The sequence below is a fragment of the Mesorhizobium alhagi CCNWXJ12-2 genome, from assembly GCF_000236565.1.
In the GTDB taxonomy this organism is placed as follows: Bacteria; Pseudomonadota; Alphaproteobacteria; order Rhizobiales; family Rhizobiaceae; genus Allomesorhizobium; species Allomesorhizobium alhagi.
Genome location: NZ_AHAM01000172.1, coordinates 29,925 through 55,141 on the forward strand (window position 1 = coordinate 29,925; position 25,217 = coordinate 55,141).

The following is a 25,217-nucleotide window of genomic DNA, read 5'->3' on the forward strand; positions in this document are numbered from 1 at the left end:
TGATCTGACATCAAGCATTTGCGCCGCCGTCGATGGTCAGGGCCGAGCCCGTCACGAACCGGCCCTGCGGCCCAGCCAGCCAGGTGACCAACCCGGCAACATCGTCCGGCGCGCCGAATTGCGGGATCGCCATCAGGCTGCGCTGGGCGTCGGCATATTCGCCGTCGGCCGGGTTCATATCGGTGTCGGTGGACCCGGGATGCACGACATTGACGGTGATGCCGCGCGGGCCGAGATCGCGCGCAAGGCCCTTGGTCAGGCCGACCAAGGCGGCCTTGCTGGCGGAATAGAGGCTGGGGCCGGGAGCAGACACGCGCTCGGCTAGATTGCTGCCGATCGAGATGATCCGGCCGCCTTCGCCCATCACGGCCGCAGCCGCCTTGGAGGCGACGAAGGGTGCTCGGAAATTGACGGCCATCGTCTCGTCGAGGGCTTCGAGCGTCATCGTCTCGATCGGGCCGGCGTGGTAGATGCCGGCGCTGTTGACCAGGATGTCGAGACGTCCGAATTCGCGGACGGCCGCCGCGACCGCCGCTTCGACCGCGCCTGCATCGAGATTGTCGGCCCTGATCGCGAAGCCGCGCCGGCCCAGTGCTTCAATCTCTTTCACCACCGCGCCTGCCTTGTCCGCCGAACGCGCATAGGTCACCGCGACGTCCGCGCCGGCGCGTGCCAGCCTGAGCGCGATCGCCGCGCCAATGCCGCGGCTGCCGCCGGTCACCAGCGCCGCCTTGCCCTGGAGTTCGCCGGAATTTCTGTCTGAATTGCTGTCGTGCATTGCTTTCACCCATTTATGTAACAGTCGATACACATATTGGTGGCAGGCTTGCGGTGCGCCGTCAAGCGATTTATGTAATGATCATGACAGAAAACATTTCGGCGAGCTCGAAAGGCCGGCCGCGCGGCTTCGACCGCGCCGAGGCGCTGCGGCAGGCGATGCGGCTGTTCTGGGCCAAAGGCTACGACGGCGCCTCGCTGGCGGACCTTACGGCGGTCATGGGCATAAATCCGCCCAGCCTCTACGCCGCCTTCGGCAGCAAGGAAGCGCTGTTTCGCGAGGCGACCGATCTCTACAGCGAGACCGAGGGCGTCGACATCTGGCGCAGCCTGCACCAGTCGGCCACGGCAAGGCAGGCGGTGGAGGGCTTTTTGCGCGAATCCGCGGCCGCCTTTTCGCGCGCCGGCGATCCGCCGGGCTGCCTGATCGTGCTCGGCGCGCTCAACGCCAACGGCAACAACGCCGCCATCTGCGAGGATCTGCGGCAAAGGCGGGAGGCGAACGTCGCCGAACTGAGGACGCGATTGGAAGCCGCGGTGCGGGAAGGGGAGTTGCCGGCGGGCATCGATTGCGAGGCGATCGCGGTGTTCTACGTGACGGTCCAGCAGGGCATGTCGATCCAGGCGCGTGACGGCGCTTCGCACGCCAGGCTGCTTGCGGCGGCCGATGGCGCAATGGCCGCCTGGGATGCGCTGACGGCGGAATCGTCAGCGCGAGTAGGGGGGTAGGCCGGCGGCTAAACGTCAGTCGTTCACCCGCTGCATCAGCGCAATCGCGCCGTGCGGTGCGCGCACCTTGCCGGACGTGATGAAATAGATGAACACGTCGCGCGGCTTGACCGGAGCCTCGCTCGAGGGATCGGCGCGAGGCAGGTCGGCCGGCGTCCCGCCTTCGGCCCATATTTTTGCGCGCGCCGCCCATGCGTCGAGGGCGCTCGGCCTGTAGCAGGTCTCTATCTCGTCCTCGCCGGTCTGCAGCCGGGCATAGACGAAATCGCCGGTGACGTCGGCGATCGCCGGATATTTTTCGTGGTCGGCATAGACCACCGCGACGTTGTGCTCGCGCAGCAGGGCGACGAATTCCGGCACGACGAAGGACGGGTTGCGGACCTCCACCGCATGGCGCAGCGGCACTCCATCCTGTTTTTCCGGCAGCAGCTTTAGGAACGCGCCGAAATCGTCGGCGTCGAATTTTTTTGTCGGCGCGAACTGCCAGAGGATCGGGCCGAGCTTGTCGCCGAGTTCGGAAACCCCCGAACCGAGAAACCGTTCGACCGATTCTCCGGCTTCCGCCAGCACCCTGCGGTTGGTCGCAAAGCGGATCGCCTTCAGCGAAAAGACAAAACCTTCCGGCGCTTCGCTCGCCCATTTGGCGAAGGTGGCAGGCTTGAAGGTCGAATAATAAGTGCCGTTGACCTCGATGGTGGGCACCTGGCGGCTCGCGAACTGGAGTTGCTTCGCCTTCGACAGTTTCTCGGGGTAAAAGGAGATGTCCCAGGGCTCGAAGGTCCAGCCGCCCATGCCGGCGCGGATTTTTCCGGATTCTGTCATGTGCTAAACTCTCAGTTGCATAGGTCATCATCATGCGCGGTAGGAAGCCGATTGCAAGAATGAAGCCGCTGACTGCCGAAGAAATTGAACGCAGTAACGATGAGCTTCAGCGCCTTGCTGCACGGAAACTCGCCAGTAGCGGAGCCTGACCTCCGACCTATTGCGGGATGTCGCGGTGGTTGGGCGGCACCGCAAAGCTCTTTTCCTCGCGCACCGACGCGACGCCGTCCATCTGCTGCACCCGTTCGATCGCCGCATCGTCTGAGACGGCGCCTACGATGGTTCTCATACCGCGCATGACGCGCTGGACGCGGACACCGCAGGCTTCGACCGCGGCGGTCACGGAATCGAGGCGGTGCTGTTCGTCGACAAGCACCATAACGTTCTTCGTCATTTTCGCGTCCTCTCGCGGTCGCCGAGTGCCCCCATCATATAGGCTGGGCTGCCTGCAAGTCCATCGACACTGCCGTTCCCGGCGCCATCACCAGCCCCGAGCCGACGTCGCGGGCGGGATGGCCGATATTGCGCGCGCCGCGCTCCAGCGCCGTCCACAGCGCCTTGCCGCGAAGGCTCTTGTCCGACTGCGCCAGCAACGCCGCGATGCCGGCGACATGCGGCGTCGCCATCGACGTGCCGGAGAACCGGTCGTAATTGCGCGGCACCGGCACGGATGAGAGCACGTCCACCCCGGGTCCGGCGACGTTCACCTCGCCACCGGCCGGATTGATGCCGCCGCAGGAAAAATTCGCCACCTTCATCTTCGCGTCCACGGCCGCGACCGCCATGATCGAGGCGGCGTTGGCCGGCGACGTGACGGGCCTGATGGAGTTGTACTGCCGCCAGCTTTCATTGCCGGCCGCCGCTATGATCAGCGAGCCGTTCTCGAGCGCGTATTCGCCTGCGCGCTCATAGAACGGGTCGGGCGGTTCGCCCGGCTGGACGGCGCGGCCGAGCGATAGGGAAATGATCTCGCATTTGCTCTCGACAGCCCATTCGATGCCGGCGAGTATCCAGCGCTCGGTGCCGGAACCGGCATTGTTCAGGACCTTGCCGACATGGATCTCCGCTTCGTAGGCCACGCCGTAGCGGACCTGCTCGGCCGGCGCCAGCGGCCCGCAGGCGGTGCCGATGACGTGGGTGCCATGGCCCTGGACATCCTGCACGTCCTCGCCCGGCACGAAGCTCGCGGAAACGATGCTGCGCCCGGCGAAATCCGGATGGAGGAGGTCGAGGCCGGTATCCAGCACCGCGAGTTTGATGCCCGCGCCGGAAAAGGTCGAGCGGTCGACGCCCGTGGCGGTGAGGCCCCAGGTGGCCGAAATCTGCTCGGCGACCGGGACGAATGACGGCGCGGCGATGCCGCCCGGCGGCAGGAGCGCGCGCAGGGCAGGATCCGCCAGCAGCGAGAGACCGTCGCGCACCCAGGCAGCGTAGCGCTCGTCCCACCCGGCCAGCACATGCATCCAGAATTCCGGCCGCACCTCGACGACCTCCTTGCGGGCGCGAAGCATGGTTGCGGCGACCGATATGCCGTCGCCCTCGGGCGCCTTGATCACGACAATGCCGAGGCGATCGAGGCTGAGCGCGCCGGCCTCGGCGAAAGCTTCCGCGACATCAGGCCCGGCGGCGTGGAAATCGCGGGAATGCACCACCTTGGCGCCGACGGCGTTGGAGATCAGCCTTTCGATCTCCTTCGGCTTCCGGTTCGGCTGGAACATCACCAGCATGTTGCCTGTCGGCTGGGGCGGCGGCGACGCTGCGATATTGTTCATTCGGTCACTCCGGAGAAAATGTGCAATCGGGATGAACGGCGCGGGCTAGTCGTCCGGCGAAAATGCGTTCGCCGGGCACGCTTGTCCACCCGGTAGTCGATGGCTCCTGACAGGTGGAAGGGAGTAGGGAATAGCGAATAGCGAATAGGGAGCAGGGCAGGAGGGTGACGCGCGAAAGCGCGCGCGGCAATGCAATGCCGCGTTCCGCTTTTCCCGGCAGCATGCGGGGTTGGGTCATGACGTGTCGGGACGCTCCAATGCGTAGATGGCCAGCGCGTGGGCGTGAGCCAGGATTTCGTCCACCTCGCGGACGTTGCGGGGTGCATTTCTTCTTTGCGCGCCTGCGGCGTCGCGATAGGCGGATGGATCGAAACGGGTGAGACGGCCGCCCGGCGGACGTCCTCTCCGCAGCGGCGAGATGCGCCGGGGCCGGCCGGAAGTGTTTTCACGCGTGTTGCGCGCCTTCCAGCGGGCAAAGCGTTTCGCCTGTCCCGGCAGGTCGTCGAGCGCGGTGGCCAGTGCGGCGAGGCGCCGGCCGAGCTGCGTGGCGTCGATCGGGTCATCGGGCGACGGCGGCGGCGGGAGAAAAAACGGTTCGGTGACGCCGGGAAACAGGATGCGCGGGGCGGCGTGCGCAGGGACATGGCGGCGTTTCTGCTGGCTCGGGAAGCGGCGCGGCGGATCGAAAAGCGGCAGGCATAGGGCGCGCGGGCGGGCGGCACGCATGGCGGCGGCTCGCCTGGCCGCGGCGGCGCGCGCAAGATCGGCGGGAGACATCACGACGGCGATGCCGAAGCGGCGCAGGAGCGGCTCCGCGGTCGCGGGCTTGGCCTCGCGTTTTCGCGTAGGCGGCAGGGTCATGACCAGACCACGCGCGGCCGCGATGATAAGCCGCCGCGCGGCGGCTTCGGCCGGACGGGGGCAGCCGCAATATGGCGAGCCGGAGATGGCGCGGCAGGGTGAGCGCAGGTTTCACCTCCCCCTTGAGGGGAGGTCGGCGGTCGTCAGACCGCCGGGTGGGGGTATTTTCGGCGCCGCTACCCGACGCTTCGCGTCGACCTCCCCTGAAGGGGGAGGTAACCGCTCCGGCGAGTCTCGCCATGCTCACCAGCCCGGCCAGGACGCGCTTCAGCGCCTCGAGATTGTCTGATATCGCCGTCGTCCCGTCCATCGCCGCCTCCTTTCAAGGCGGCGGGATTATCACGCGGTTGGGGAAGGCGTGAACAGATGTAGGAAAAGATTCCTGACAAATGCTGACAGACGGTCGCGGGCAGCGACAAGATCGCCCCTCACCCTTACCCTCTCCCCGTGAAAAAACGGGGAGAGGGTCATCAACGTTGGCGCCCCCTCTCCCCGCGTGCGGGGAGAGGGTAAGGGTGAGGGGGCGGCGTCTCAAGAAGGATGACGGCTGATGGGCAGGATGAGAAGTCATCTCTGGTTAGCGCATTCGACGAGGTGATCGCAGCAGCGGGGTTTGACCTTCTGCCGCTTTCCGCCATGCACGCGATACGAGCGGGTTCGTATGGTCCCGAGCATCGCGATCCGTTCGACCGGATGCTCGCGGCTCAGGCGATGGTCGAAGGACTAACGCTGGTGTCGAATGACAGGTGGCTGAAGGGGATGGGGGCGGAGGTGGTGTGGATTTTGACAGCCCGCCCGACCGATTAATTGCCTATACGGAAAATCCGTATATGCATTTCGGTGCCGCAAGACAGATTTGATTCGGTCAAGGATGCTGCCAATCGGGGTAAGCACAAGCTCTCGCTCGCCCTTGGCGATCGTATTCTCGGTGAGAAGGAGCAACGACGGTGACGAAAAGGCCTACGCACTGCCGGCTGATCCCGCCGACGCCGAGGAATTCGACGCGACGGCCGAAGCGCTGGACCGTGGCCAGCGGGCGCGACTGATCCGCACCACACGCACCGCGCTCGGCCTGTCGCAGACCGAGTTCACCGGGCGTTTTCGCGTGCCGGTGGGCACGCTGCGCGACTGGGAACAGGCGCGGGTAAGCCCTCCGGATTTTGCCGTGGCTTATGTGAAGGTGATCGGGCAATATCCCGAGATGGTGGCGAAGGCGGTGGCGTGAGGGGAGCGTTTTCGAGCGCCATTATTCCTTGATGATGAAGTTCGCCCGCTCAAGAAGTTCGTCAAACGTGATGATCTCTAGCGAACGGGTATCGCGTCGAAATAGCTCGAACGTGTCGCGCTTGATGTTGGCTTCGCGCACGTTACCAGACCGACCAAATTCGGCACGGTTTCCGATGACAAGAATTGTCTTGGCGTCACGGGTACGCGCCTCCAGTCGGCTTGTGCCCGCTTTGTTGAAATGCTCGCCGGACTGCGCCGCGTTAAGCCACTCGGCTTTTTGTTCTAGGACTTGGGAGATTGCATCCATGAAGTCGGTGCTGAAGCGCCACGTACCAGCACGCGCCGCCTTCTGAGTTTGGAATATGGGCGTGTCGGGGCGCTTGATTTCCACAAGCACCGTGTAGTCCGTGAAGTTCATCAAGAAATCGACGGTCGGCTTCTCACGATTGTCCGTTCCACCTGCGCCGACAACCATTTCCCGGTCAAACTGCCGCATGATCCTGTAGTCAAGGCCATATCCGAAAACCCAATTTTGAACCTCAAAGAAGTCCTGCCATTCTGTTTCCGACCATGCGCCCGACGAAAGTGTGGCGTCGAATTGCTCCAAAGCCTGTCGGCGGCCAAGCAAGAGGTTGATTTCCTCCTGAGTTAGGTTGTCGTGGAGGGATCGGAAAAGTCGCTCTCGTTCGTTAGCGTCGAGCTTCTTGATTTTGCCGATTAGCGCACGGTCGAAAGCGTCAGTGATGATTTTCGGACCCGCCGCTTCAGAGAGGTCTTCAATCTGGAAACGTTCCTCATTGGACAAGTCGATGAATTTCAATCTGCGAAGGAACTCCAACAGCCGCTCAAACTCGTCAGAGCGGAAAGTGAAAGCCTCCTTCTCGTAGCCTTCGTACCAGCCGCCAGCACGTGATTTGAACGTTTGGAGCGTTACGCGCCGTATCCCCGCGTCGTCCTGACTAATCAGCGCCGTCACCTGCGTTTTGCGCTGGTCTCCCGTAAGCCGAAGGCAAAGTGCACCCTCCGTCTCGCCTAGAACTGCACGCTCTGTCCCCTCAAAAACGGCGTGAGCGAACCTCCTTCGCTGTTCATTGACAGCACCGTGTGTGAACACCTTGGAGAGATAGATTTTCCCCTCCTTGCGCAACTTAAAGTATTCGGCATCGTCTTCAGACACGGCCCCCTCCCTTCGCAGAATCCATACTTCGGTGTAGACGGGGAGCTGTCAACGATAGCACCTTCCGAAACGGTGGCCGGCGATTTGCCTTACGCGACGTACAATGGATATCTGCTTCGGGTCCTTCGAATCTTAATCCCATAGACCAGGTGAAGCACGCTGAGGCATCCCCAAATGTGCCTTTTACGAGGAGGTGGATCATATGACGTATCGGATAAACAATTTTCCCACAGTAGGGATGAAGGGCGTTTATGACATTGGTATCCTGTCGGACTATCTAAATTCGCTACCGGCCGATGAAGTTGGGCAGAGTGGTCTAATGCTATTTAACCTGACTCGTCTGAATGACTTTGTTAACGAATTTGCAGCGGCGGTTGCACTTCTTGAACTTGTAGACCAGTTGGAAATGATGGTTCTGTTGGACCAAACGCAGGAAGAACTGGCCTATACTAAAAATCGTCACGCCAATCGACTGTGGCAAGAAATGGCAGGGCGTGATGCTGCGATGACAGTTTATCAATACAGGCACACATTAGACGGCATACGCAAGAGTATGCCGCACGTTCCGACAATGGCTGCGTCCATCAGGCAAGCCTGTCTACGCGACGCGTGGAGGGCGTTACTTCGCGACTTCCCAAACGACTTGGCCCGACATGCCGCCGGTCATCGCGGCGAAGACATTGCATCACCGGAAAAATTCAAGTCCCATGCAGTCGACAGGACTACCTATCACTTGCCGCATATGGATGGACGGACTTACCGTTTCACTTACAAGGGGGCAGCGCATGAGTTGCTCGTGGACCATCCGTCCAGATTAAAGCTCAAGGAAGTCACCAGAAGCGTCTATGCTGCTTTTCCTGTATTAGATGGCAAATTGCCGCCAATGTAGCTACCCATTCTGGCACGCCTTGGACTACTCCGCCGCTTCCGCCTTCTTCCCCGGCCGGCGCCCCAGCAATTCCTTCAAAAACTGCCCCGTATAGCTGCGCTTCTCGGCGGCAATGTCCTCCGGCGTACCGGCCGCGACCAGTTCGCCGCCGCCGTCGCCGCCCTCGGGGCCGAGGTCGAGCACCCAGTCGGCGGTCTTGATCACCTCCAGATTGTGCTCGATGACGACGACCGTATTGCCCTGGTCGACGAGTTCGTGCAGCACTTCAAGAAGTTTCGCCACATCGTGGAAATGCAAGCCTGTCGTCGGCTCGTCGAGGATGTAGAGCGTCTTGCCGGTCGCCTTGCGCGACAGCTCCTTGGCGAGCTTTATGCGCTGCGCCTCGCCGCCCGAGAGCGTGTTTGCCTGCTGCCCGACATGGATGTAGCCCAGGCCGACCTTGGCCAGCGTCTCCAGCTTGTCGCGCACGCCTGGTACGGCGGCGAAGAACTCAACGCCTTCCTCGACCGTCATTTCCAGCACGTCGGCGATCGACTTGCCCTTGAAGGTGACGTCCAGCGTCTCGCGGTTGTAGCGCTTGCCGTGGCAGACGTCGCAGGTGACGAAGACGTCCGGCAGGAAGTGCATCTCGATCTTGATCAGGCCGTCGCCCTGGCAGGCCTCGCAGCGCCCGCCCTTGACGTTGAACGAGAAGCGGCCGGGCTGGTAGCCGCGCGCCTTGGCTTCCGGCAGGCCCGCGAACCAGTCGCGGATCGGCGTGAACGCGCCGGTATAGGTCGCCGGGTTCGAGCGCGGGGTGCGGCCGATCGGCGACTGGTCGATGTCGATGACCTTGTCGAGGAATTCGAGCCCTTCGATGCGGTCGTGGTCGGCCGGATGCTCTCTGCTGCCCATGATGCGGCGCGACGCGGCCTTGAACAGCGTCTCGATGAGGAAGGTCGACTTGCCGCCGCCCGAAACGCCGGTGACGGCCGTAAACGTGCCGAGCGGGATTTCGGCGGTTACGTTCTTCAGATTGTTGCCGCGCGCGCCGACGATTTTTATCCGGCGGTTCTTCTTCAATTCCCGCCGCTTGGGCGGTGTCGCAATTTCAAGCTCGCCGGTCAGGTATTTGCCGGTGATCGAGTTCGGGTTGGACATCACCTCGGCCGGCGTGCCCCGGGCGATGATCTCGCCGCCATGGATGCCGGCGGCCGGGCCGATGTCCACGACATAGTCAGCGGTCAGGATCGCGTCTTCGTCATGCTCGACGACGATGACGGTGTTGCCGAGGTCGCGCAGGTGCTTCAGCGTATCGAGCAGGCGCTGATTGTCGCGCTGGTGCAGGCCGATCGACGGCTCGTCTAGCACGTAGAGCACGCCGGTCAGGCCGGAGCCGATCTGCGATGCCAGGCGGATGCGCTGGCTCTCGCCGCCCGACAGCGAGCCGGAATTGCGCGACATTGTGAGATAGTCGAGGCCGACATCGTTGAGGAAGCGCAGGCGCTCGCGGATCTCCTTGAGCACGCGGACCGCGATCTCGTTCTGCTTGGCGTTGAGCGCGGCGGGGAGTTCGGCGAACCAGGAATTGGCCTTGCGGATCGACATTTCCGAAACCTGGCCGATATGCAGGCCGGCGATCTTCACCGCCAGCGTTTCCGGCTTCAGGCGGTAGCCGTTGCAGGCCGGGCAGGGGCTGGCCGACATGAAGCGCTCGATTTCCTCGCGCATCCAGGCGGATTCGGTTTCCTTCCAGCGCCGCTCGAGATTGGGAATGACGCCCTCGAAGGTTTTCGTCGTCTTGTAGGAGCGCAGGCCGTCATCATAGTTGAAGGTGATCTGGCGCTCGCCGGTGCCGTTCAGCACCGCGTCCTTCGCCTCGTCGGTCAAATCCTTGAACTTGTCGCCGAGCTTGAAGCCGTAGACCTTGCCCAGCGCGTCCAGCGTCTGCGAGTAATAGGGCGAGGTCGATTTCGCCCACGGGCTGACCGCGCCGTCGCGCAGCGTGACGTTCTCGTCGGGAACGACCAGGCTGGCGTCTATGGCGCGCTGGCTGCCGAGCCCGTCGCAAGCCGGGCAGGCGCCGAACGGATTGTTGAACGAAAACAGCCGCGGCTCGATCTCGGGGATGGTGAAGCCGGAAACAGGGCAGGCGAATTTTTCGGAGAACAGCAGGCGCTCATGCGTGTCGTTCTTCGACTTGTTGGCAGAGTCTTCGGAAGTCTCGCTGGCCGGCAGCGGCTTGTCGGCGAATTCGGCCACGCAAAGCCCTTCGGCCAGCTTCAGCGCCGTCTCGATGGAATCTGCGAGCCGCGAGGCGAGGTCGCCGCGCACCACGATGCGGTCGACCACCACATCGATGTCGTGCTTGTACTTCTTGTCGAGGGCCGGCGCGTCGGCGATCTCGTAGAACTGGCCGTCGATCTTGACGCGCTGAAAGCCCTTCTTCTGCAGTTCGGCGAGTTCCTTGCGGTATTCGCCTTTGCGTCCGCGCACGATCGGCGCCATGATGTAGAGCCGCGTGCCTTCCTCCAGCGCCAGCACCCGGTCGACCATCTGGCTGACCGTCTGGCTCTCGATCGGCAGGCCGGTGGCCGGCGAATAGGGAATGCCGACGCGCGCGAAAAGCAGGCGCATATAATCGTAGATTTCGGTGACCGTGCCGACGGTCGAGCGCGGATTGCGCGACGTGGTCTTCTGCTCGATCGAGATCGCCGGCGACAGGCCGTCGATCTGGTCGACGTCCGGCTTCTGCATCATCTCGAGGAACTGGCGCGCATAGGCCGAGAGGCTCTCGACATAGCGGCGCTGGCCCTCGGCGTAGATCGTGTCGAAGGCGAGCGAGGATTTGCCGGACCCCGAAAGGCCGGTCATCACGATCAGCGAGTCGCGCGGCAGGTCGAGGTCGACGTTCTTCAGATTGTGTTCGCGCGCGCCGCGAATGGAAAGGAATTTGTGATCGGCCATGCCGGTCCGCCGCCTCAATCAAATGTTTCGGAGTGGCTGGTTGTCCGGCCATCCCGTCATGTAGGTATTCTTGCCGCTCATTCGAGGGCAGCCAGTTCCCTCGTGTCAGGAGGGTTTAGCCGCCTTTGCCGGGTGGGGGCAAGCGAAAAGAACAAACGGGAAACAGGCTCCTGACAAAGTTGTTGCGGGTGCCATGGCGGGACCTGCGATCACATTTTCTGTAATTGGCTTGCTTCATGGTTGACGCAACGGAATGAGCGGTGCACGATGGCATTCGTCAGTCGGAGCCGAGCGTCCTCGAGATGCTCTTCGCTGGCATTCGGCCCGTCTGCGAGACGCCGCAGACAAGCGGATAGGCGCGCCGACAGGCGCAGGATCAACGGATAAAGGAGTGAGGCATGACTCCACCGGACAGTTCCGAAAGGCTCCACTAAGGTGTGGAGCCGCAGCAGGCAAAAGTGCCTGAGTTCGCTCGGCAGACTTTGACCCGCTGATCCCTTCACAATCAGAGACTACTAGTCGGATCGTCGGCTGAACGCCGCGTTGCATCCGAAATGAAAACCGGTCGAGGACGACCGGGAAAACGGGCAGAGACCCAAAAAAGGCCCTGCGAGCTTCCGACGAAGCGGCAGGGCCGAATTTTTGGCGGGTTGCCGCGAAACGTTGTGGAGGAACTAGCGGCCCGTGCGCGGCGCAAATGTACCGATATCGACGGTGACGCTGCCCGATATTTTCACGTCCCAGTCGCCTACGCGGACAAATCCGTCGGCGTCGGTTTCGGGCGTGTCGACAATGGGCTCGCCGACAGGCCTGATGGGCGTTTGGCCCGCGACCTTGCCATCGACGCCGGGAAGTTCCTCCGCCTGGAGTGCGGGAATGGCGACCGGAAGCATGACGGCAGCAGCAATCATCAGGGCGTAACGGTTTCGCTGTGGATTCCGGTTCATTCCGACATTCTAGTGGTGCGGCCGGCAAACGCCAAGCGTGCTGTGGCGAGCATCGGATTTCCGGACAGGCGAGGTCGAATGACGAACGTTTTCTTCGAATCTGCGTTGTACTTGCACGACGCAGAGCGGCATGCTAGGAACAAAGAGCGAACAAAACTAATTGTGGACAGCCAGCCTTTTTGGGTGCGGGCGGCGCATGTGCGGGCGTCGATCGGCTAGAGTGCGGCCTTGTTGTTGGTTTCGGATGAGCGCGGAGCGGTGTCATGGCGGGTAGCGTCAATAAAGTCATTCTGGTTGGTAATCTTGGCGCGGACCCGGAAATCCGGCGGCTGAACTCGGGCGATCCGGTCGTCAATATCCGCGTCGCCACCTCGGAAAGCTGGCGCGACAAGAATTCCGGCGAGCGCAAGGAAAAGACCGAATGGCATAATGTCGTGATCTTCAACGACAATCTCGCCAAGGTCGCCGAGCAATATCTGAAGAAGGGCATGAAGGTCTATGTCGAGGGTCAGCTGCAGACCCGCAAATGGCAGGACCAGAGCGGCCAAGACCGCTACACGACCGAGATCGTGCTGCAGAAATTCCGCGGCGAGCTGCAGATGCTCGACGCGCGCGGCGGCGGCGAGGGCGGCCAGGTCGGCTATGGCGGCGGCCAGGGGCGCAGCGGCGGCTCCGATTTCGGCCAGTCCGGGCCGACCGACGTTTCGCGCGGTGGCGGCAGCCGGGGCGGCGGCGGATCGTCTCGCGATCTCGACGATGAGATTCCGTTCTAATGTGCGGTACTTTGCACGTTGTAATTTTATGTCCACAACCCACTCGAGCAGCCGCCTCAGGCGCTGTGACGTGTGGCGCGAGGTGAAGGTGCGACGCGGCACTGACACCGCCAAGAACGAACACTACAAGCAAGCCGTCACGCAGCGCCTATGCCGTCACGATCGGTCGCGGTTCACCTTGAAGAGTTGAGCTACCTCGATCGAACCGCCGGCGCCAAGATGCGGGCAGGTTTTGGCCATTTCGACAGCGGCGTCGATGTTGTCGGCCGTGATGAAGCTAAGTCCGACGACCGGATTGGCCCCGCCATCGTCGCTGACCGCACCGCCGGGGTGGATCGTTCTAGTGGCGGTGACGGGATTGTTGTTGGCTTCAAGTGAATTTCCGAGCGAATCCATCCAGTCCAACCATGCAGTCATCAATTCAGCATTTTCCGCCTCGGTCTTTGGAATGCTGCTGCCGTGATAGGCGAGTAGATAGGTGGGCATCTCTCTTACTCCTTCTGCACAGGAAATGTTCAGCTCTTCTCCGCGTTAAGGGCAGCGAGTTCGACCGGGCAGATGTCCTGCGGGCAGGCCGCAATGTCGCACAGCCGGCAGGTCAACTCGCAGGTCGCACGGTCGGGTGTCAGCGCGGTCAGCATGGCGTCGAGCATCCGCGCCAGCTGTTTTCGATCGCGCGCCGAAAGGACCGCCAAAGCGTGTGCATAAACCGTGCGGCGGGCCTCCAGCACCGCATCCGCGCTTTTGCTACCGGCTTTGGTCAACGTGACGGCGCGCGAGCGGCCGTCAGCCAGGCTTGCACGCCGTTCGATCAACCCGTCGGCCTGCAATTTGTCGACAAGACGTGTCGTTCCCGCTGCTGAAAGCCCCACAATTTGGCGCAAATGGTCCACGGATCTCCCTGGGAAGGCAAATGCTGTAGCCAGTGCCGCAGCAGCCGTCACCCCGTGACCTGACGCGCTCTCAACATTCGTTCGCATAGCATCGCCAAGTGCGACAACGAGTGCGCCGAGGAGATTGTTCGTGCGGTCGTCCGAATCCATAGCCAATATTTGCTTGTGTTAAGCAAATAATCAAGGATGGTATTTTTGGATCAAGCGCCCGCCAGAATTCTGCGCCTCTCATCGGGAAGGCCTTGCCGGCCGAGAGGATGGTGCCTGGCGGTCATGCCGCCTCGCCGGAGCTCTGTTGCCGGCTTTCGGCCGGTGGGGCGGCGACGCTGAGAATGTGAAGTTCATGCCGGCGACCGTCGCGCGCGGTCCAGCCGATCGATTGGCCCGGCGCGAGGCCGAGCAGCGCCGTGCCGATCGGCGTCAGCACCGAAACCTTGCCGACCGAAATGTCGGCCTCGCCGGGATAGACCAGCGTGACCGTGCGCGTTTCGCCTGTGTCCGGCTCAAACGTCACGCTCGAACCGATGCGCACCACGTCTTCCGGAACCCGGTCGTCGTTCACCACGCGGGCGCGCTCCAGTTCCAGCAGCAATTCCTCGGACGCATCCGGATTTTGCGCGGCGATGGTGTTGGCGAAGGCGAGGAGCCGGTCGTGTTCCGACCTTGCGACGGTGATGACCGGCTTGCGGCCGGCCTTGGCATTTTTCGGCATTTCGATACCTGTCGTTCTTTCGGCGATCCTTGGATCGTCCAGCCCTTTGTCTCTGGGCAATCGGGTGAAACAGCGCCGCAGCCCGACAGACCCTGGTCAGGGTCAGGATGTCACGGACGGGTGAAGTGCCTTCCCCCGCGGCTCGGGGGCGCAAAGGCCGAGCCGGGGGCTAAGATCCCGCGATGGGACAAACCCGGAAGGGAAAATCGCTAGCGATTTTGGCGGCACGGAACATGGACGGGATTGTCCGCGACCCGGCGCGGGATGTCAAGGCAAGCGCCCTGGCCGGCGAATATGCGCTGGCCTTTATGGACGACGTGAAAGACCGCCTTGCGCACCGCGTCCAGCTTACGACCGATGGTCACAAGGCATACCTCAACGCCGTTGAGGAAGTGTTTGGAGCGGACATTGGCTACGCCATGCTGGTCAAGATGTACGGCGAGCCGGAAGGCAAGGCAGTGCCGCAGGAACGCCGCTACAGCCCCGCCGTCTGCACTGGCGCTAAGAAGACCCGCATCGAAGGCGAACCCGATCTGGCGCACGTCAGCACGTCGCATGTCGAGCGCCAGAACCTCACCATGCGTATGCAGATGCGCCGCTTCACGCGGTTGACGAACGCGTTCTCAAAGAAGTTCGAAAACCACGTTCACATGGTCGCGCTCTACACGGTCTGGTACAACTTCATCCGCGTTCACAAGACGCTGAAAATGTCGCCCGCGATGGCCGCTGGCATTTCCAAGACGCTCTGGTCAATGGACGATCTTTGCCAGATGATGGACGAAGTTGCGCCTAAGCCGGGGAAGCGCGGTCCCTATAAGAAGAGTTTAGCAGAATGAACCAAAGAAAGGTCGTCGCAGCAGGCACATGGTATTACGATGGCCTGCTGCCTCATCGCGTTGAAATCCATGCTTTCCCAGCTCGCTTGTCAGCTTCACGGCTGGCCGAAGATGGGGAGAGCACGGGAGAATACGATGAGAGCTTACCGATTCCGGAAACGCTGGACGGCTACTTGTACGAGTGTCGTCCGTTTTATTCAGGAGAACATATGTCTATCGAAGCCGTGAAGGCTTGGATCCTGGCTCAGCCTTGGTCGCCCGTCACGTGGGATGACTCTGAGACAGAAATTTCAAACTGAGACACTACCGCCCTGGCGGCGAATTTGACCGGTTCTGTTCCCGCTGGGCGGACAATCAGGCGGAGCACGGATATGTTTTTGCCAACTGGCCCCGCAAGTCGCTCCCGAAATTCAATCGGGCAGCCCTGCTTTCCGCAACGCACCGGCGAGCTCATCCATCAAATGCGGGCGCACGAGATCCATCTTCACGAAACCGCCTATCGTCCATCCGGGAGCGACTTCCAGAAGCCGCGCGGCTGCGACACGAGCCGCATCGAGACGGTCGAGGCTGGCGTGGCTGGCCACCAGGGTCGCGTGGAGTATGCTGAAGCCGGGATTGGACTGGATTGCCAAGGTGGAATAGACGGCGGCTTCCTCGAAGCGGCGGGTGAACAGAGAGGCCCAAGCCAGCGCCAGATAGGGGTGGTAGTTCAACGGATCGAACGGGCTGAGCCGCAACGCCTTGTGAGCGTCATCGGTCGACCGTTCGTAGCGTCCGCAAAACATGTGCACCAGTGCGCTGAAGCCGAAACCGAGTGCCGAATTGGGGTTCATTTTCAGCGCCCGGTCGAGCGCGCCGATGGCGTTTTCATAGTCGTGACTGATATTTGCGTAGACGAACGCTCCGATGCACAGCGCCTGCGGATCGTCGGCGCCGATGCTCAGCGCGAGGCCGGCGTGTCTCAGCGCGGCCGCCCTGTCGTCAAGATGGAAACCGCCGCGGAGAAAACGCTGCTCGTAACTCCACGCCAAATATCCGTGCGCGACCGCGTAGTTCGGGTCGAGCAGCAAGGCCTCGTTGAGAAGGTGTAGCGCTTCGTCCGTATTGGCCGGCGTGTTTGCATGGGCGTGCGGCAGAGCCCGCAGATAGATGTCGTAGGCGTCGAGGCTGTCGGGACGCTTGCGCCGAGCCCGCTCTATCTCGGCGCGCCGGATCGATGGTTCGATCGCTCCGACGATGCTCTCCGTCAGCCGATCCTGCAGATCGAAGATGTCTTCGATCGCGCCCTCGAACTTGTCTGCCCAGACATGGGTTGCGTCCGTTCCCTCGACGAGCTGGCCGGTGATGCGAAGACGGTTCGCGGCCTTGCGGACGCTCCCTTCGAGGATGTAGCGCACCCCCAGTTCCTTCGCGACCTGGCGGATGTCCGCCGCTTTCCCCTTGTAGGCGAAGGTGGAATTGCGGGCGATCACGAAAATTCCGGGCATCTTTGACAGGCTGGTGATCAGATCTTCAACCAGCCCGTCGGCGAAGTATTCCTGCTCCGGGTCGCCGCTCATATTGGTGAAAGGCAGCACCGCGACAGAGGGCTTGCTGGGCAGGGCAAGAGGCTTGGCCAACATCGGCGGGGCCGAACCACCAATAATGACGCGATAGGCGCGTACAGGCTCGGCGATGTTCTTGACCTGCTGATCCCCCATGGATTCGAACGTGAAAGCCAGTTTCTTCTCGACTTCGCGCGCGACCTTGCCGGAGATGCAGATGCCGCCGGGTTCGGCGAGTTGCTCGAGTCGCGCGGCGACATTGACGCCCTCGCCGTAGCAGTCCTCGCCCTCGATGATGACCTCGCCGAGATTGACGCCGATCCGAACTTCGATGCGCTCGTTTTCCGCGACATTGGCGTTGCGTTCCGCCAATCCGCGCTGCAGCGACACGGCGCATTCCACCGCGTTCACGACGCTGCCGAATTCGGCGAGCAACCCGTCGCCCATGAGCTTGAAGATGCGGCCGTGGCGCTTTTCGATTTCGGGTTCGAACAGCTCCTTGCGGCCGGCTTTCAGGCGGTCGAACGTTCCCGCCTCGTCGCGCTCCATGAGAGCCGAGTAGCCAACGACGTCGGCAGCGAGAATCGCCGCGAGCTTCCGCTCCATGCAAGCCCCCTCAGGGCAGGATCGATCGATCATAAAGCACTGCAGGTAAGTGCGGAAGAGCGCGTGCTCGTCAAACCGCCATCAGTTCCCTGATGCCGTCGGCGACGAACTGGACGGCAAGCGCCGCGAGGATCACGCCGAGCAGGCGGGTCAGGATGGAGCGGCCGGTCTGGCCGAGGAGCCCGTCGATGCGCTCGGCGAGAATGAAGACGAGATAGGTCAAAAGCAGGCATACGGCGATGATGCCGACCAGCGCCGCCTGGGCGGCAAAACCCTGGAACGAACCCGAAAGCAGCACCGTTGCCGAAATTGCGCCGGGGCCGGCGATCAGCGGTATCGCCAGCGGGAAGGCCGCGATGTTGTGGATGTGGTCCCTGGTGATCGCCACATCGGATATTTTTTCTTTCCGATCCTGGCGCTTTTCGAACACCATCTCGAAGGCGATGAAGAACAGGAGCAGGCCGCCCGCCACCCGGAAGGCGGGAAGGGTGATGCCGAGCACCGACAGGATCAGCGCGCCGGCCAGCGCAAACAGCGCCATCACCGAAAAACCGATGATCGAGGCGCGAACCGAGACCTGCCGGCGCTCGTCGCGGTTCATGCCGCGCGTGACGGCGAGGAAGAGCGGCGCCAGGCCCGGCGGATCGATGGTCACCAGAAGCGTGACGAAGGCGTTGAAGACGCTGTCGTAACTCGGCATTGCCAGCTCCCCGCCTCTCTACCCATCCGGTAATAGAACAAGGCAAAGCGGAGCGCCAGCAATGCGCATTCAGGTCAGTTCGACAGACCGGTCACCCGGTTTTGCCGCAATAGGCCTCCAGCCGATAGCCGTCGGGATCGACGACGTAGGCTGCGTAGTAGCCCTCGCCATAGTCGGTCCGCAGGCCGGGACGGCCATTGTCGCGGCCGCCGGCGGCAAGCGCGGCGCTGTGGAAGCTGTCGGCACTTTGCCGCGACGGCGCGGTGAAGCAGATATGCAGGCCGGAGCCGGCGTCATCGGGTACAGGAGTTTCGACGCGGCTGATCCAGAGGCCGACGGCATTCTTGCCATAGCCGAGGGAACTGTCGGATGCGCTTAGGCAGGAATAGCCGAGCGGCGCGAGTGCTGCGTCGTAGAAGCGTTTTGTCGCGGCGATGTCGCGAACGCCGATCGAGATATGGTCGAGCATGTTTTTCTCCATGGCTATCGTTGAGTGGCAGCGGCCCGGCGGGCGAGGACCTCCACTTCCAGCCGCCATGTGGCGCCGTTGTCGTGCGAGCGTTCGCTTGTCCAGCGGAACGCGTCGTCGGTGATGTCGGTGAAGCTCCAGCGGACAGTCGCGCCGGTATCGTCGGCGCCCTGCTGGACGATGTTGTCGCCCTCCGCGCGGCCGAGTTGGCGACTGTAATACTGGCTGCGCGGGTCGCTCCATATGATGTGCCAGGCGTCGAGGCCGGGGTCGTAGACCCGCAAGGTCGTGCCGTAGAAGGTCCAGTTTCCAAGCGACGGCGTCGGCCCGGCGTCCCTGGCGGGCAAGATCCAGACATCCTGGATCGCGCGGCCCTCGAGCACCCAGCCGAAATGGATTTCGCCGCGGCCGGTCAGCACCTTGCCGTTCTCCGGGAAGCGCTTTGCGTCGAACGACCATGCGCCGACGAAACGGCTGTAGAGGTTCAGCTTTTCGGCGTGGCCGGACGCCGGGCCGGCGGAGTGCAGGGCTTCGGCAAAGGAATTGGCCTGGGACATGATACGGCTCCCGATTGTCAGCAGATGCGGCCATGATGCCGGCCGGCCGCTTCATCGGCTTGGGAAAAATTGCTATCTTTTGGCTATGACAGTGACCGCCCAACTACGTGCGTCTGGTCCGGGCTGGCGGGTCCACGATTTGATCTGCCGCGCCGGCGTTCATGACCGTCCGTTCGAGGAGCAGCATGGCGATTATTGCATCGCGGCCGTGACTGACGGGACCTTTCGCTACAGCGCCACGCAGGGAACTGCGGTGCTCACGCCCGGCTCGATGCTGCTCGGCAATGCCGGCTCCTGCTTCGAATGCGGGCACGAACATGCGACGGGCGACCGCTGCCTGTCTTTTCACTATTCGCCGGAGTTTCTGGAGGGAGTCGTGGCCGAGACGCCGGGGGCGAGGAAACTCGGCTTCGCCGCGCCGCGCCTGCCGCCGCTGAGAGATTTCGCGCGCCTGTTGGCGGAGGCGGAGATCGCGCGGGACGACGGCGACGCCGGGGCTTTGGGTGAAATCGCCTTGCGGCTGGCCGGCGGCGTCGCATCGACGCTTGCCGGCACGGCGGCGGATCAGCCGCGCCGGCCGAGCCGTTTCGACCAGCGCCGCGTCAGCGAGGCTGTCCGCCGCATCGAACTGGCCGCGCACGAACCGCTCGCGCTCGCCGATCTGGCCGGCGAGACGGCGACCAGCCCGTTCCATTTCCTGCGCTCCTTTCGCCGGATGACCGGCATGACGCCGCATCAATATGTCCTGAGAACCCGCCTGCACCGGGCGGCGGTGCGGCTGCGGCTGTCGGACGAGCCGATTTCGGCCATCGCCTTCGATGCCGGCTTCAACGACCTTTCCACTTTCAACCGGCGTTTCAGGCGGATCATGGGCGTGACGCCCGGCGCATTCCGCGCCCGCCATCGTAGCGGCGGCACGGGCGCTTCAATCCTTTGAGCCGGCGCTGGAACGGGAGACTTTCACGCCAGCCGCCCGGTATCGCGGCAGACATCTCGTCGCAGCCTCCGAAAACCGCTTCTATCCATTTGATTCAAATCGAAAAATCAACTCTGGATATCGGCGGGATTTCGCGTCCGAATGTTGGAGATCGCCAGTCACTTCCTATATAAGGAGCAAGTGATTCCCCATATTGCGTGATCCGATTTGACCGACATCAAAACTCCGCGCGGCCCCGACGGCCCATCCGGCGTCGAGCCGATTTCCATCATCGAGGAGATGGAGCGCTCCTTCCTCGATTATGCCATGAGCGTCATCGTGAGCCGTGCGTTGCCGGACGTGCGCGACGGCCTGAAGCCGGTGCACCGGCGCATCCTGTTTGCGGCGCATGAGAGCGGCTATCACTGGAATCGCAAATATGTGAAGTCGGCGCGGCCGGTCGCCGACGTGATGGGTAAATACCACCCGCATGGCGACGCCTCGATCTACGACGCATTGGTGCGCATGGCGCAGCACTGGTCGATGCGCGTGCCGCTCATCGACGGGCAGGGCAATTTCGGCTCGATCGACGGCGATATGCCGGCGGCCATGCGCTACACGGAATCGCGCCTCACCAAGGTCGCGCACGAGCTGCTGGAGGACATCGACAAGGACACTGTCGATTTCCAGGACACTTATGATGCGTCCGGCCAGGAGCCGCGCGTCCTGCCGGCGCGCTTTCCCAACCTTTTGGTCAACGGTTCCGGCGGCATCGCGGTCGGCATGGCGACCAACATCCCGCCCCACAATCTGGGCGAAGTGTGCAACGGCGCCATCGCGCTGATCGACAACCCGGCGATCGAGCTGCCGGCGTTGATGGAGATCATTCCCGGTCCCGATTTCCCGACCGGCGGCATCATTCTCGGCCGCTCCGGCATCTACAATGCCTATTCGAGCGGGCGCGGCTCGGTCGTCATGCGCGGCCGCGTCATCATCGAGGAGCGCGCCAACGACCGCGAAGCCATCATCATCACCGAGGTTCCCTATCAGGTGAACAAGGCGACGATGATCGAGAAAATGGCCGATCTGGTGCGCGAAAAGCGCATCGAGGGCATTTCCGACATCCGCGACGAGAGCGACCGGCAGGGCTACCGCGTCGTCATTGAATTGAAGCGCGACGCCAATTCCGACGTCATCCTGAACCAGCTCTACCGTTTCACGCCGCTGCAGACGTCCTTCGGCGTCAATATGGTTGCGCTGAACGGCGGCAAGCCGGAACTGATGAACCTGATCGACATACTGAGGGCGTTCGTCGCCTTCCGTGAGGAGGTCATCAGCCGGCGGACGAAATTCCTGCTGCGCAAGGTGCGCGACCGCGCCCATGTGTTGGTCGGCCTGGCGATCGCGGTCGCCAATATCGACGAAGTCATCAAGCTGATCCGCCAGGCGCCCGATCCGCAGACGGCGCGCGAGCAGTTGATGGAGCGCCGTTGGCCGGCGCAGGACGTGGAATCGCTGATCCTCCTGATCGACGATCCGCGCCACCGCATCAATGAGGACGGCACCTACAATCTTTCTGAAGAGCAGGCGCGCGCCATCCTCGAATTGCGCCTGCAGCGCCTGACCGCGCTCGGACGCGACGAGATCGCCGACGAGTTGAACACGATCGGCGCGGAAATCGCCGACTATCTAGACATCCTGTCGTCGCGCGTGCGTATCCAGCAGATCGTCAAGGACGAGCTTGCCGCCGTGCGCGACGAGTTCGGCACGCCGCGGCGCACCGAGCTTGCCGAAGGCGGCGCGGACATGGATGATGAGGACCTGATCCAGCGCGAGGACATGGTCGTCACCGTCACGCATGAAGGCTACATCAAGCGCGTGCCGCTCTCGATCTACAGGGCGCAGGCGCGCGGCGGCAAGGGCCGCTCGGGCATGTCGACCAAGGACGAGGATTTCGTCACGCGGCTGTTCGTGGCCAACACCCACACACCGATCCTGTTCTTCTCCTCGCGCGGCATCGTCTACAAGGAAAAGGTCTGGCGCCTGCCGATCGGCACGCCGCAGTCGCGGGGAAAATTCCTGCGCAACATGCTGCCGCTGGATGCCGGCGACCGCATTACCGCGATCCTGCCGCTGCCGGACGAGTCGGAGTGGGACAAGCTCGACGTGATCTTCGCCACCACGCGCGGCACGGTCAGGCGCAACAAGCTGTCCGACTTCGCCGATGTGAAGCGCAACGGCAAGATAGCCATGAAATTCGACGAGGAGGGCGACGCCATCCTCGCCGTCGAGACCTGCACGGACAATGACGACGTATTGCTCACCGCCGATAGCGGCCAGTGCATCCGCTTCCCGGTGACGGATGTGCGCGTGTTTGCCGGCCGTTCCTCACAGGGCGTGCGCGGCATTTCCCTAGGGGAGGGTGACCGTGCCATCTCGATGTCCGTTTTGCGTCACTCAAACCGATCGACAGCGGAGCGTGAGGCATTTCTCAAGAGGAGTGCGGCCGAGCGGCGCGCGGCTCGCGGAGATGATAACGACGTCGATGAGGCCGTAGCGCTCGTGAACGAAGATGTGTCGGAAGTCGTGGTGCTTGGCGACGACCAGTATGATGCCATGAAGGCTGAACAGCAGCTGATCTTGACAGTAAGCGAACTGGGCTACGGCAAATACTCATCGTCATTCGAATTTCCGACGAAAGGTCGCGGTGGCAAGGGCATTCGGGCGACAGATACCGCAAAAGAAGCTCAGGACAAAATCGGTCGTCTGATAGCGTGCTTTCCGATCGTCCTTGAAGATCAAATCATGCTGGTATCGGATGGCGGGCAGGTGATCCGGGTTCCGGTCTCCAACATATCGCGCAAGGGCCGTACGTCCATGGGCGTCACCATCTTCAACACGGCTGACGGCGAGAAGGTGGTTTCGGTCGAGCGCATCTCGGAGCCGCAGAGCGATGAGGAAGTGGAGGAGATTATCGCTGAGGCCGCCGTGCCGGGTGAAGTCTCGGAAGCCGGAGACGGCGGAAAAGAAGAATAGGATGCTTTCGGTCGCGGCGGAAAACTGCCGCGACGATCAGCCGAGACGACTTAACGCTGGCGCGGACCGAATCCGCGTGAGCGGTCGTTGCGCTCATCGAGGCGGACGCGTGCGGCTTCCTGATGGAGGCCGAAGGCCGTGGCGATAAGCATTGCAATGGTCATTGCGGCGGCGAGCATATAGATCAGCATGGTTTTGTTCTCCTGATCACTACAATGGTTACATGGCGATTTGGTTTCCGAATTTGTAGAGGCGGTTTATCGGCGGCCGGTTGAACCTTTCGTGATGCAGCCGTTCATCTGCGGTTCATCTTGCACACGCCGAGCAGCGGCGGCTCCGCCCATGCGAATTGCGTTTGATCTTAGGCCCGGCTAGAAGCAGCTTCCATGAAACGCATCACTATCTACGCGGGATCGTTCGATCCGCTGACCAACGGCCATCTCGACGTGTTGAAGGCGGCGCTGGCCGTCGCCGACACGATCTACGCCGCAATAGGCGTTCATCCAGGCAAGAAGCCGCTGTTTTCCCTGGAGGAGAGGATCGAACTCATCGAGTCGGTAGCGCGCGCCGAGTTCGGCGCCGATGCGGAGCGCATCAAGGTCATCTCGTTTGACGGGCTGGTGATCGATGCGGCGCGCAAGCATGGCGCATCGACCATGATACGCGGCCTGCGCGACGGCACCGATCTCGACTACGAGATGCAGATGGCCGGCATGAACGAAACCATGGCGCCCGATCTGCAGACCGTTTTCCTGCCGGCGAGCCCCTCCGTCCGCACCATTACCGCCACACTTGTCCGCCAGATAGCCAGCATGGGAGGCGATATCCGCCCCTTCGTTCCGGCCGTGGTCGCCGGCGCGCTCGCCGAAAAATTCGCTCATTGAGGAAAAATCCATGAAGCTCAGGAAGCTTGCTTCGTCTCTGATTATTGCGGCGGCCCTGTTTGGCGGCTCGGCCGCAATCGCGGCGGAGCCAGAAAACACCATGGTCATCACGCTGGAACAGGGCGATGTGACCATCGCGCTGCGGCCCGACCTCGCGCCCAAGCATGTCGAGCAGATCAAGGCGCTGGTGCGCGGCGGCGAGTATGACAATGTCGCCTTCCACCGGGTGATCGAGGGATTCATGGCGCAGACCGGCGACGTGGAATTCGGAGACATGAAGGACGGCTTCGATCCGGACCGCGCCGGCACCGGCGGCTCCAAGCTGCCCGATCTGCCTGCCGAATTCTCGGCCGAGCCCTATGTGCGCGGCACGGTCGGCATGGCGCGCGCGCAGAGCCCGGATTCGGCCAATTCGCAGTTCTTCATCATGTTTGCGCCCAATCCCGGCCTCGAAGGCCAGTACACGGTCGTCGGCACTGTCGAGAGCGGCATGGAACTGATCGATCAGGTGAAAAAGGGCGACCCCGCCATGAACGGGGTTGTCAGCGAGCCGGATCGCATGGTCAAGGTGCGCATCGCCGCCGACGGCAATTGAACAAATAAGCAGAAAAGGAATTCGGGATGGCCGAGATCAAGGATCGCGAAAACGCGCTCGTCATGGAAACCACCAAGGGCAAGGTCGTCATCGAGCTTCTGCCCGACCTGGCGCCGGGCCATGTGGCCCGCATCAAGGAACTGGCGCGCGAGGGCGCCTATGACGGCGTCGTCTTCCACCGCGTGATCGACGGCTTCATGGCCCAGACCGGCGACGTGAAGTTCGGCAACTCGACCAAGACGTCTTTCAATCCTTCGCGCGCCGGCATGGGCGGTTCGGACAAGCCCGACCTCAAGGCCGAGTTCTCCAACATGAATCACAGCCGCGGCACCTGCTCGATGGCGCGATCGCAGAACCCGAACTCGGCCAATTCGCAGTTCTTCATCTGCTTCGACGACGCGGCGTTCCTCAACCGGCAGTATACGGTGTGGGGCCAAGTCATCGAAGGCATGGAGAATGTCGACAAGATCAAGCGCGGCGAGCCGGTGCAGGATCCCGACAAGATCGTGTCGATGAAGGTGGCGGCCGATATCGCTGCCTGAGGCGCAC

The 25,217-nt window shown here is 62.5% G+C and carries 28 protein-coding genes and 1 pseudogene; 13 read left to right on the top strand and 16 right to left on the bottom strand.

Annotated features, from left to right (window positions below):
• Positions 1-10: 10 nt before the first annotated feature.
• The gene (locus tag MAXJ12_RS19845; RefSeq protein ID WP_008837756.1) at positions 11-778 is read right to left on the bottom strand and encodes an SDR family NAD(P)-dependent oxidoreductase; all 768 of its coding nucleotides are present in this window, start codon (positions 776-778) and stop codon (positions 11-13) included.
• A 77-nt stretch (positions 779-855) separates the two neighbouring features.
• On the opposite strand from MAXJ12_RS19845, the gene MAXJ12_RS19850 reads away from it, so the two are divergent.
• Entirely contained in the window at positions 856-1,506 is a 651-nt protein-coding gene (locus tag MAXJ12_RS19850) for a TetR/AcrR family transcriptional regulator (RefSeq protein WP_008837757.1), read from the top strand.
• A 15-nt stretch (positions 1,507-1,521) separates the two neighbouring features.
• Here MAXJ12_RS19850 and MAXJ12_RS19855 read toward each other — a convergent pair whose 3' ends face one another.
• From MAXJ12_RS19855 to MAXJ12_RS19870, 4 genes are all read right to left on the bottom strand, one after another.
• The gene (locus MAXJ12_RS19855) at positions 1,522-2,328 is read right to left on the bottom strand and encodes a DUF72 domain-containing protein (RefSeq protein ID WP_008837758.1); all 807 of its coding nucleotides are present in this window, start codon (positions 2,326-2,328) and stop codon (positions 1,522-1,524) included.
• A 157-nt stretch (positions 2,329-2,485) separates the two neighbouring features.
• On the bottom strand, positions 2,486-2,722 hold the full coding sequence (locus MAXJ12_RS19860; protein ID WP_040586993.1) for a hypothetical protein: 237 nt from the start codon (positions 2,720-2,722) through the stop codon (positions 2,486-2,488).
• Between the two features lie 34 nt (positions 2,723-2,756).
• Positions 2,757-4,100: a S8 family serine peptidase gene (locus tag MAXJ12_RS19865; protein ID WP_008837760.1), complete on the bottom strand. Its 1,344-nt coding sequence runs from the start codon at positions 4,098-4,100 to the stop codon at positions 2,757-2,759.
• A 234-nt stretch (positions 4,101-4,334) separates the two neighbouring features.
• Positions 4,335-4,961, bottom strand: a complete 627-nt coding sequence (locus tag MAXJ12_RS19870) for a hypothetical protein (RefSeq protein WP_008837761.1) — start codon at positions 4,959-4,961, stop codon at positions 4,335-4,337.
• Between MAXJ12_RS19870 and MAXJ12_RS36885 the strand changes: the two genes are divergently transcribed.
• The 3 genes from MAXJ12_RS36885 to MAXJ12_RS19880 all read left to right on the top strand — a co-directional run bounded on the left by MAXJ12_RS36885 (position 4,960) and on the right by MAXJ12_RS19880 (position 6,186).
• Positions 4,960-5,250 carry a hypothetical protein gene (locus tag MAXJ12_RS36885; RefSeq protein WP_139043954.1) on the top strand — a complete coding sequence of 97 codons (291 nt, stop codon included), beginning with the start codon at positions 4,960-4,962 and terminating at the stop codon, positions 5,248-5,250. The genes MAXJ12_RS19870 and MAXJ12_RS36885 overlap by 2 nt on opposite strands.
• Positions 5,251-5,501: 251 nt before the next feature.
• Complete coding sequence (locus MAXJ12_RS19875; RefSeq protein WP_008837763.1) at positions 5,502-5,768, top strand: type II toxin-antitoxin system VapC family toxin; 267 nt, start codon at positions 5,502-5,504, stop codon at positions 5,766-5,768.
• Between the two features lie 121 nt (positions 5,769-5,889).
• The gene (locus MAXJ12_RS19880) at positions 5,890-6,186 is read left to right on the top strand and encodes a helix-turn-helix domain-containing protein (RefSeq protein ID WP_244421528.1); all 297 of its coding nucleotides are present in this window, start codon (positions 5,890-5,892) and stop codon (positions 6,184-6,186) included.
• 21 nt (positions 6,187-6,207) lie between these two features.
• Here the strand turns inward: MAXJ12_RS19880 and MAXJ12_RS19885 are convergent, their stop codons facing one another.
• Positions 6,208-7,365 carry a Shedu immune nuclease family protein gene (locus MAXJ12_RS19885; protein ID WP_008837765.1) on the bottom strand — a complete coding sequence of 386 codons (1,158 nt, stop codon included), beginning with the start codon at positions 7,363-7,365 and terminating at the stop codon, positions 6,208-6,210.
• Between the two features lie 202 nt (positions 7,366-7,567).
• On the opposite strand from MAXJ12_RS19885, the gene MAXJ12_RS19890 reads away from it, so the two are divergent.
• A complete protein-coding gene (locus MAXJ12_RS19890) occupies positions 7,568-8,254 on the top strand; it encodes a hypothetical protein (protein WP_008837766.1) in 687 nt (228 codons plus the stop codon).
• Positions 8,255-8,278: 24 nt separating this feature from the next.
• On the opposite strand, the gene uvrA is transcribed toward MAXJ12_RS19890, so the two are convergent.
• Both uvrA and MAXJ12_RS19900 read right to left on the bottom strand, forming a co-directional pair.
• The gene (gene uvrA / locus MAXJ12_RS19895; protein ID WP_008837767.1) at positions 8,279-11,200 is read right to left on the bottom strand and encodes an excinuclease ABC subunit UvrA; all 2,922 of its coding nucleotides are present in this window, start codon (positions 11,198-11,200) and stop codon (positions 8,279-8,281) included.
• Positions 11,201-11,874: 674 nt separating this feature from the next.
• Entirely contained in the window at positions 11,875-12,147 is a 273-nt protein-coding gene (locus MAXJ12_RS19900) for a hypothetical protein (RefSeq protein WP_139043955.1), read from the bottom strand.
• A 263-nt stretch (positions 12,148-12,410) separates the two neighbouring features.
• On the opposite strand from MAXJ12_RS19900, the gene MAXJ12_RS19905 reads away from it, so the two are divergent.
• Complete coding sequence (locus tag MAXJ12_RS19905; protein WP_008837769.1) at positions 12,411-12,920, top strand: single-stranded DNA-binding protein; 510 nt, start codon at positions 12,411-12,413, stop codon at positions 12,918-12,920.
• 156 nt (positions 12,921-13,076) lie between these two features.
• Here the strand turns inward: MAXJ12_RS19905 and MAXJ12_RS19910 are convergent, their stop codons facing one another.
• From MAXJ12_RS19910 to rnk, 3 genes are all read right to left on the bottom strand, one after another.
• Positions 13,077-13,406 carry a YciI family protein gene (locus MAXJ12_RS19910; protein WP_008837771.1) on the bottom strand — a complete coding sequence of 110 codons (330 nt, stop codon included), beginning with the start codon at positions 13,404-13,406 and terminating at the stop codon, positions 13,077-13,079.
• A 29-nt stretch (positions 13,407-13,435) separates the two neighbouring features.
• The gene (locus tag MAXJ12_RS19915; RefSeq protein WP_040586996.1) at positions 13,436-13,963 is read right to left on the bottom strand and encodes a MarR family transcriptional regulator; all 528 of its coding nucleotides are present in this window, start codon (positions 13,961-13,963) and stop codon (positions 13,436-13,438) included.
• 121 nt (positions 13,964-14,084) lie between these two features.
• Positions 14,085-14,525, bottom strand: a complete 441-nt coding sequence (gene rnk, locus MAXJ12_RS19920) for a nucleoside diphosphate kinase regulator (protein WP_008837773.1) — start codon at positions 14,523-14,525, stop codon at positions 14,085-14,087.
• A 287-nt stretch (positions 14,526-14,812) separates the two neighbouring features.
• Here rnk and MAXJ12_RS19925 point away from each other — a divergent pair.
• Together MAXJ12_RS19925 and MAXJ12_RS36895 are read left to right on the top strand one after the other, a co-directional pair.
• A pseudogene (locus tag MAXJ12_RS19925) lies at positions 14,813-15,361 on the top strand (IS1 family transposase); the annotation flags it as partial.
• A complete protein-coding gene (locus MAXJ12_RS36895; RefSeq protein ID WP_139043957.1) occupies positions 15,358-15,660 on the top strand; it encodes a hypothetical protein in 303 nt (100 codons plus the stop codon). The pseudogene MAXJ12_RS19925 and the gene MAXJ12_RS36895, both read left to right, overlap by 4 nt.
• Positions 15,661-15,771: 111 nt before the next feature.
• Here the strand turns inward: MAXJ12_RS36895 and MAXJ12_RS19930 are convergent, their stop codons facing one another.
• The 4 genes from MAXJ12_RS19930 to MAXJ12_RS19945 all read right to left on the bottom strand — a co-directional run bounded on the left by MAXJ12_RS19930 (position 15,772) and on the right by MAXJ12_RS19945 (position 19,237).
• Positions 15,772-17,511, bottom strand: coding sequence for an adenylate/guanylate cyclase domain-containing protein (locus MAXJ12_RS19930; protein WP_008837775.1), 1,740 nt, complete (start codon positions 17,509-17,511; stop codon positions 15,772-15,774).
• A gap of 70 nt (positions 17,512-17,581) precedes the next feature.
• Positions 17,582-18,211 carry a MarC family protein gene (locus MAXJ12_RS19935; protein WP_008837776.1) on the bottom strand — a complete coding sequence of 210 codons (630 nt, stop codon included), beginning with the start codon at positions 18,209-18,211 and terminating at the stop codon, positions 17,582-17,584.
• Between the two features lie 91 nt (positions 18,212-18,302).
• A complete protein-coding gene (locus tag MAXJ12_RS19940; protein ID WP_008837777.1) occupies positions 18,303-18,680 on the bottom strand; it encodes a VOC family protein in 378 nt (125 codons plus the stop codon).
• Positions 18,681-18,694: 14 nt separating this feature from the next.
• Positions 18,695-19,237, bottom strand: a complete 543-nt coding sequence (locus MAXJ12_RS19945) for a hypothetical protein (RefSeq protein WP_008837778.1) — start codon at positions 19,235-19,237, stop codon at positions 18,695-18,697.
• 85 nt (positions 19,238-19,322) lie between these two features.
• Between MAXJ12_RS19945 and MAXJ12_RS19950 the strand changes: the two genes are divergently transcribed.
• A complete protein-coding gene (locus MAXJ12_RS19950; RefSeq protein WP_008837779.1) occupies positions 19,323-20,174 on the top strand; it encodes a helix-turn-helix transcriptional regulator in 852 nt (283 codons plus the stop codon).
• Between the two features lie 207 nt (positions 20,175-20,381).
• Positions 20,382-23,189, top strand: coding sequence for a DNA gyrase subunit A (gene gyrA / locus MAXJ12_RS19955; RefSeq protein WP_008837780.1), 2,808 nt, complete (start codon positions 20,382-20,384; stop codon positions 23,187-23,189).
• A 50-nt stretch (positions 23,190-23,239) separates the two neighbouring features.
• Here the strand turns inward: gyrA and MAXJ12_RS38255 are convergent, their stop codons facing one another.
• Entirely contained in the window at positions 23,240-23,380 is a 141-nt protein-coding gene (locus tag MAXJ12_RS38255) for a hypothetical protein (RefSeq protein ID WP_008837781.1), read from the bottom strand.
• 195 nt (positions 23,381-23,575) lie between these two features.
• On the opposite strand from MAXJ12_RS38255, the gene coaD reads away from it, so the two are divergent.
• Genes coaD through MAXJ12_RS19970 form a run of 3 tightly spaced genes read left to right on the top strand, consistent with a single transcriptional unit; the run spans position 23,576 to position 25,210 of the window.
• Positions 23,576-24,073 carry a pantetheine-phosphate adenylyltransferase gene (gene coaD, locus MAXJ12_RS19960; protein WP_008837782.1) on the top strand — a complete coding sequence of 166 codons (498 nt, stop codon included), beginning with the start codon at positions 23,576-23,578 and terminating at the stop codon, positions 24,071-24,073.
• 10 nt (positions 24,074-24,083) lie between these two features.
• Complete coding sequence (locus MAXJ12_RS19965; protein ID WP_008837783.1) at positions 24,084-24,668, top strand: peptidylprolyl isomerase; 585 nt, start codon at positions 24,084-24,086, stop codon at positions 24,666-24,668.
• A gap of 26 nt (positions 24,669-24,694) precedes the next feature.
• Positions 24,695-25,210, top strand: a complete 516-nt coding sequence (locus tag MAXJ12_RS19970) for a peptidylprolyl isomerase (RefSeq protein WP_008837784.1) — start codon at positions 24,695-24,697, stop codon at positions 25,208-25,210.
• The last annotated feature ends 7 nt before the right edge of the window (positions 25,211-25,217 follow it).

Bases quoted from the DNA above. Each gene is read 5' to 3' on its own strand.
- MAXJ12_RS19845 (WP_008837756.1), bottom strand. From the start codon at position 778: ATGCACGACAGCAATTCAGACAGAAATTCCGGCGAACTCCAGGGCAAG.
- MAXJ12_RS19850 (WP_008837757.1), top strand. From the start codon at position 856: ATGATCATGACAGAAAACATTTCGGCGAGCTCGAAAGGCCGGCCGCGC.
- MAXJ12_RS19855 (WP_008837758.1), bottom strand. From the start codon at position 2,328: ATGACAGAATCCGGAAAAATCCGCGCCGGCATGGGCGGCTGGACCTTC.
- MAXJ12_RS19860 (WP_040586993.1), bottom strand. From the start codon at position 2,722: ATGACGAAGAACGTTATGGTGCTTGTCGACGAACAGCACCGCCTCGAT.
- MAXJ12_RS19865 (WP_008837760.1), bottom strand. From the start codon at position 4,100: ATGAACAATATCGCAGCGTCGCCGCCGCCCCAGCCGACAGGCAACATG.
- MAXJ12_RS36885 (WP_139043954.1), top strand. From the start codon at position 4,960: ATGACCAGACCACGCGCGGCCGCGATGATAAGCCGCCGCGCGGCGGCT.
- MAXJ12_RS19870 (WP_008837761.1), bottom strand. From the start codon at position 4,961: ATGACCCTGCCGCCTACGCGAAAACGCGAGGCCAAGCCCGCGACCGCG.
- MAXJ12_RS19875 (WP_008837763.1), top strand. From the start codon at position 5,502: ATGACGGCTGATGGGCAGGATGAGAAGTCATCTCTGGTTAGCGCATTC.
- MAXJ12_RS19890 (WP_008837766.1), top strand. From the start codon at position 7,568: ATGACGTATCGGATAAACAATTTTCCCACAGTAGGGATGAAGGGCGTT.
- uvrA (WP_008837767.1), bottom strand. From the start codon at position 11,200: ATGGCCGATCACAAATTCCTTTCCATTCGCGGCGCGCGCGAACACAAT.
- MAXJ12_RS19900 (WP_139043955.1), bottom strand. From the start codon at position 12,147: ATGAACCGGAATCCACAGCGAAACCGTTACGCCCTGATGATTGCTGCT.
- MAXJ12_RS19905 (WP_008837769.1), top strand. From the start codon at position 12,411: ATGGCGGGTAGCGTCAATAAAGTCATTCTGGTTGGTAATCTTGGCGCG.
- MAXJ12_RS19910 (WP_008837771.1), bottom strand. From the start codon at position 13,406: ATGCCCACCTATCTACTCGCCTATCACGGCAGCAGCATTCCAAAGACC.
- MAXJ12_RS19915 (WP_040586996.1), bottom strand. From the start codon at position 13,963: ATGGATTCGGACGACCGCACGAACAATCTCCTCGGCGCACTCGTTGTC.
- rnk (WP_008837773.1), bottom strand. From the start codon at position 14,525: ATGCCGAAAAATGCCAAGGCCGGCCGCAAGCCGGTCATCACCGTCGCA.
- MAXJ12_RS36895 (WP_139043957.1), top strand. From the start codon at position 15,358: ATGAACCAAAGAAAGGTCGTCGCAGCAGGCACATGGTATTACGATGGC.
- MAXJ12_RS19930 (WP_008837775.1), bottom strand. From the start codon at position 17,511: ATGGAGCGGAAGCTCGCGGCGATTCTCGCTGCCGACGTCGTTGGCTAC.
- MAXJ12_RS19935 (WP_008837776.1), bottom strand. From the start codon at position 18,211: ATGCCGAGTTACGACAGCGTCTTCAACGCCTTCGTCACGCTTCTGGTG.
- MAXJ12_RS19940 (WP_008837777.1), bottom strand. From the start codon at position 18,680: ATGCTCGACCATATCTCGATCGGCGTTCGCGACATCGCCGCGACAAAA.
- MAXJ12_RS19945 (WP_008837778.1), bottom strand. From the start codon at position 19,237: ATGTCCCAGGCCAATTCCTTTGCCGAAGCCCTGCACTCCGCCGGCCCG.
- MAXJ12_RS19950 (WP_008837779.1), top strand. From the start codon at position 19,323: ATGACAGTGACCGCCCAACTACGTGCGTCTGGTCCGGGCTGGCGGGTC.
- MAXJ12_RS38255 (WP_008837781.1), bottom strand. From the start codon at position 23,380: ATGCTGATCTATATGCTCGCCGCCGCAATGACCATTGCAATGCTTATC.
- coaD (WP_008837782.1), top strand. From the start codon at position 23,576: ATGAAACGCATCACTATCTACGCGGGATCGTTCGATCCGCTGACCAAC.
- MAXJ12_RS19965 (WP_008837783.1), top strand. From the start codon at position 24,084: ATGAAGCTCAGGAAGCTTGCTTCGTCTCTGATTATTGCGGCGGCCCTG.
- MAXJ12_RS19970 (WP_008837784.1), top strand. From the start codon at position 24,695: ATGGCCGAGATCAAGGATCGCGAAAACGCGCTCGTCATGGAAACCACC.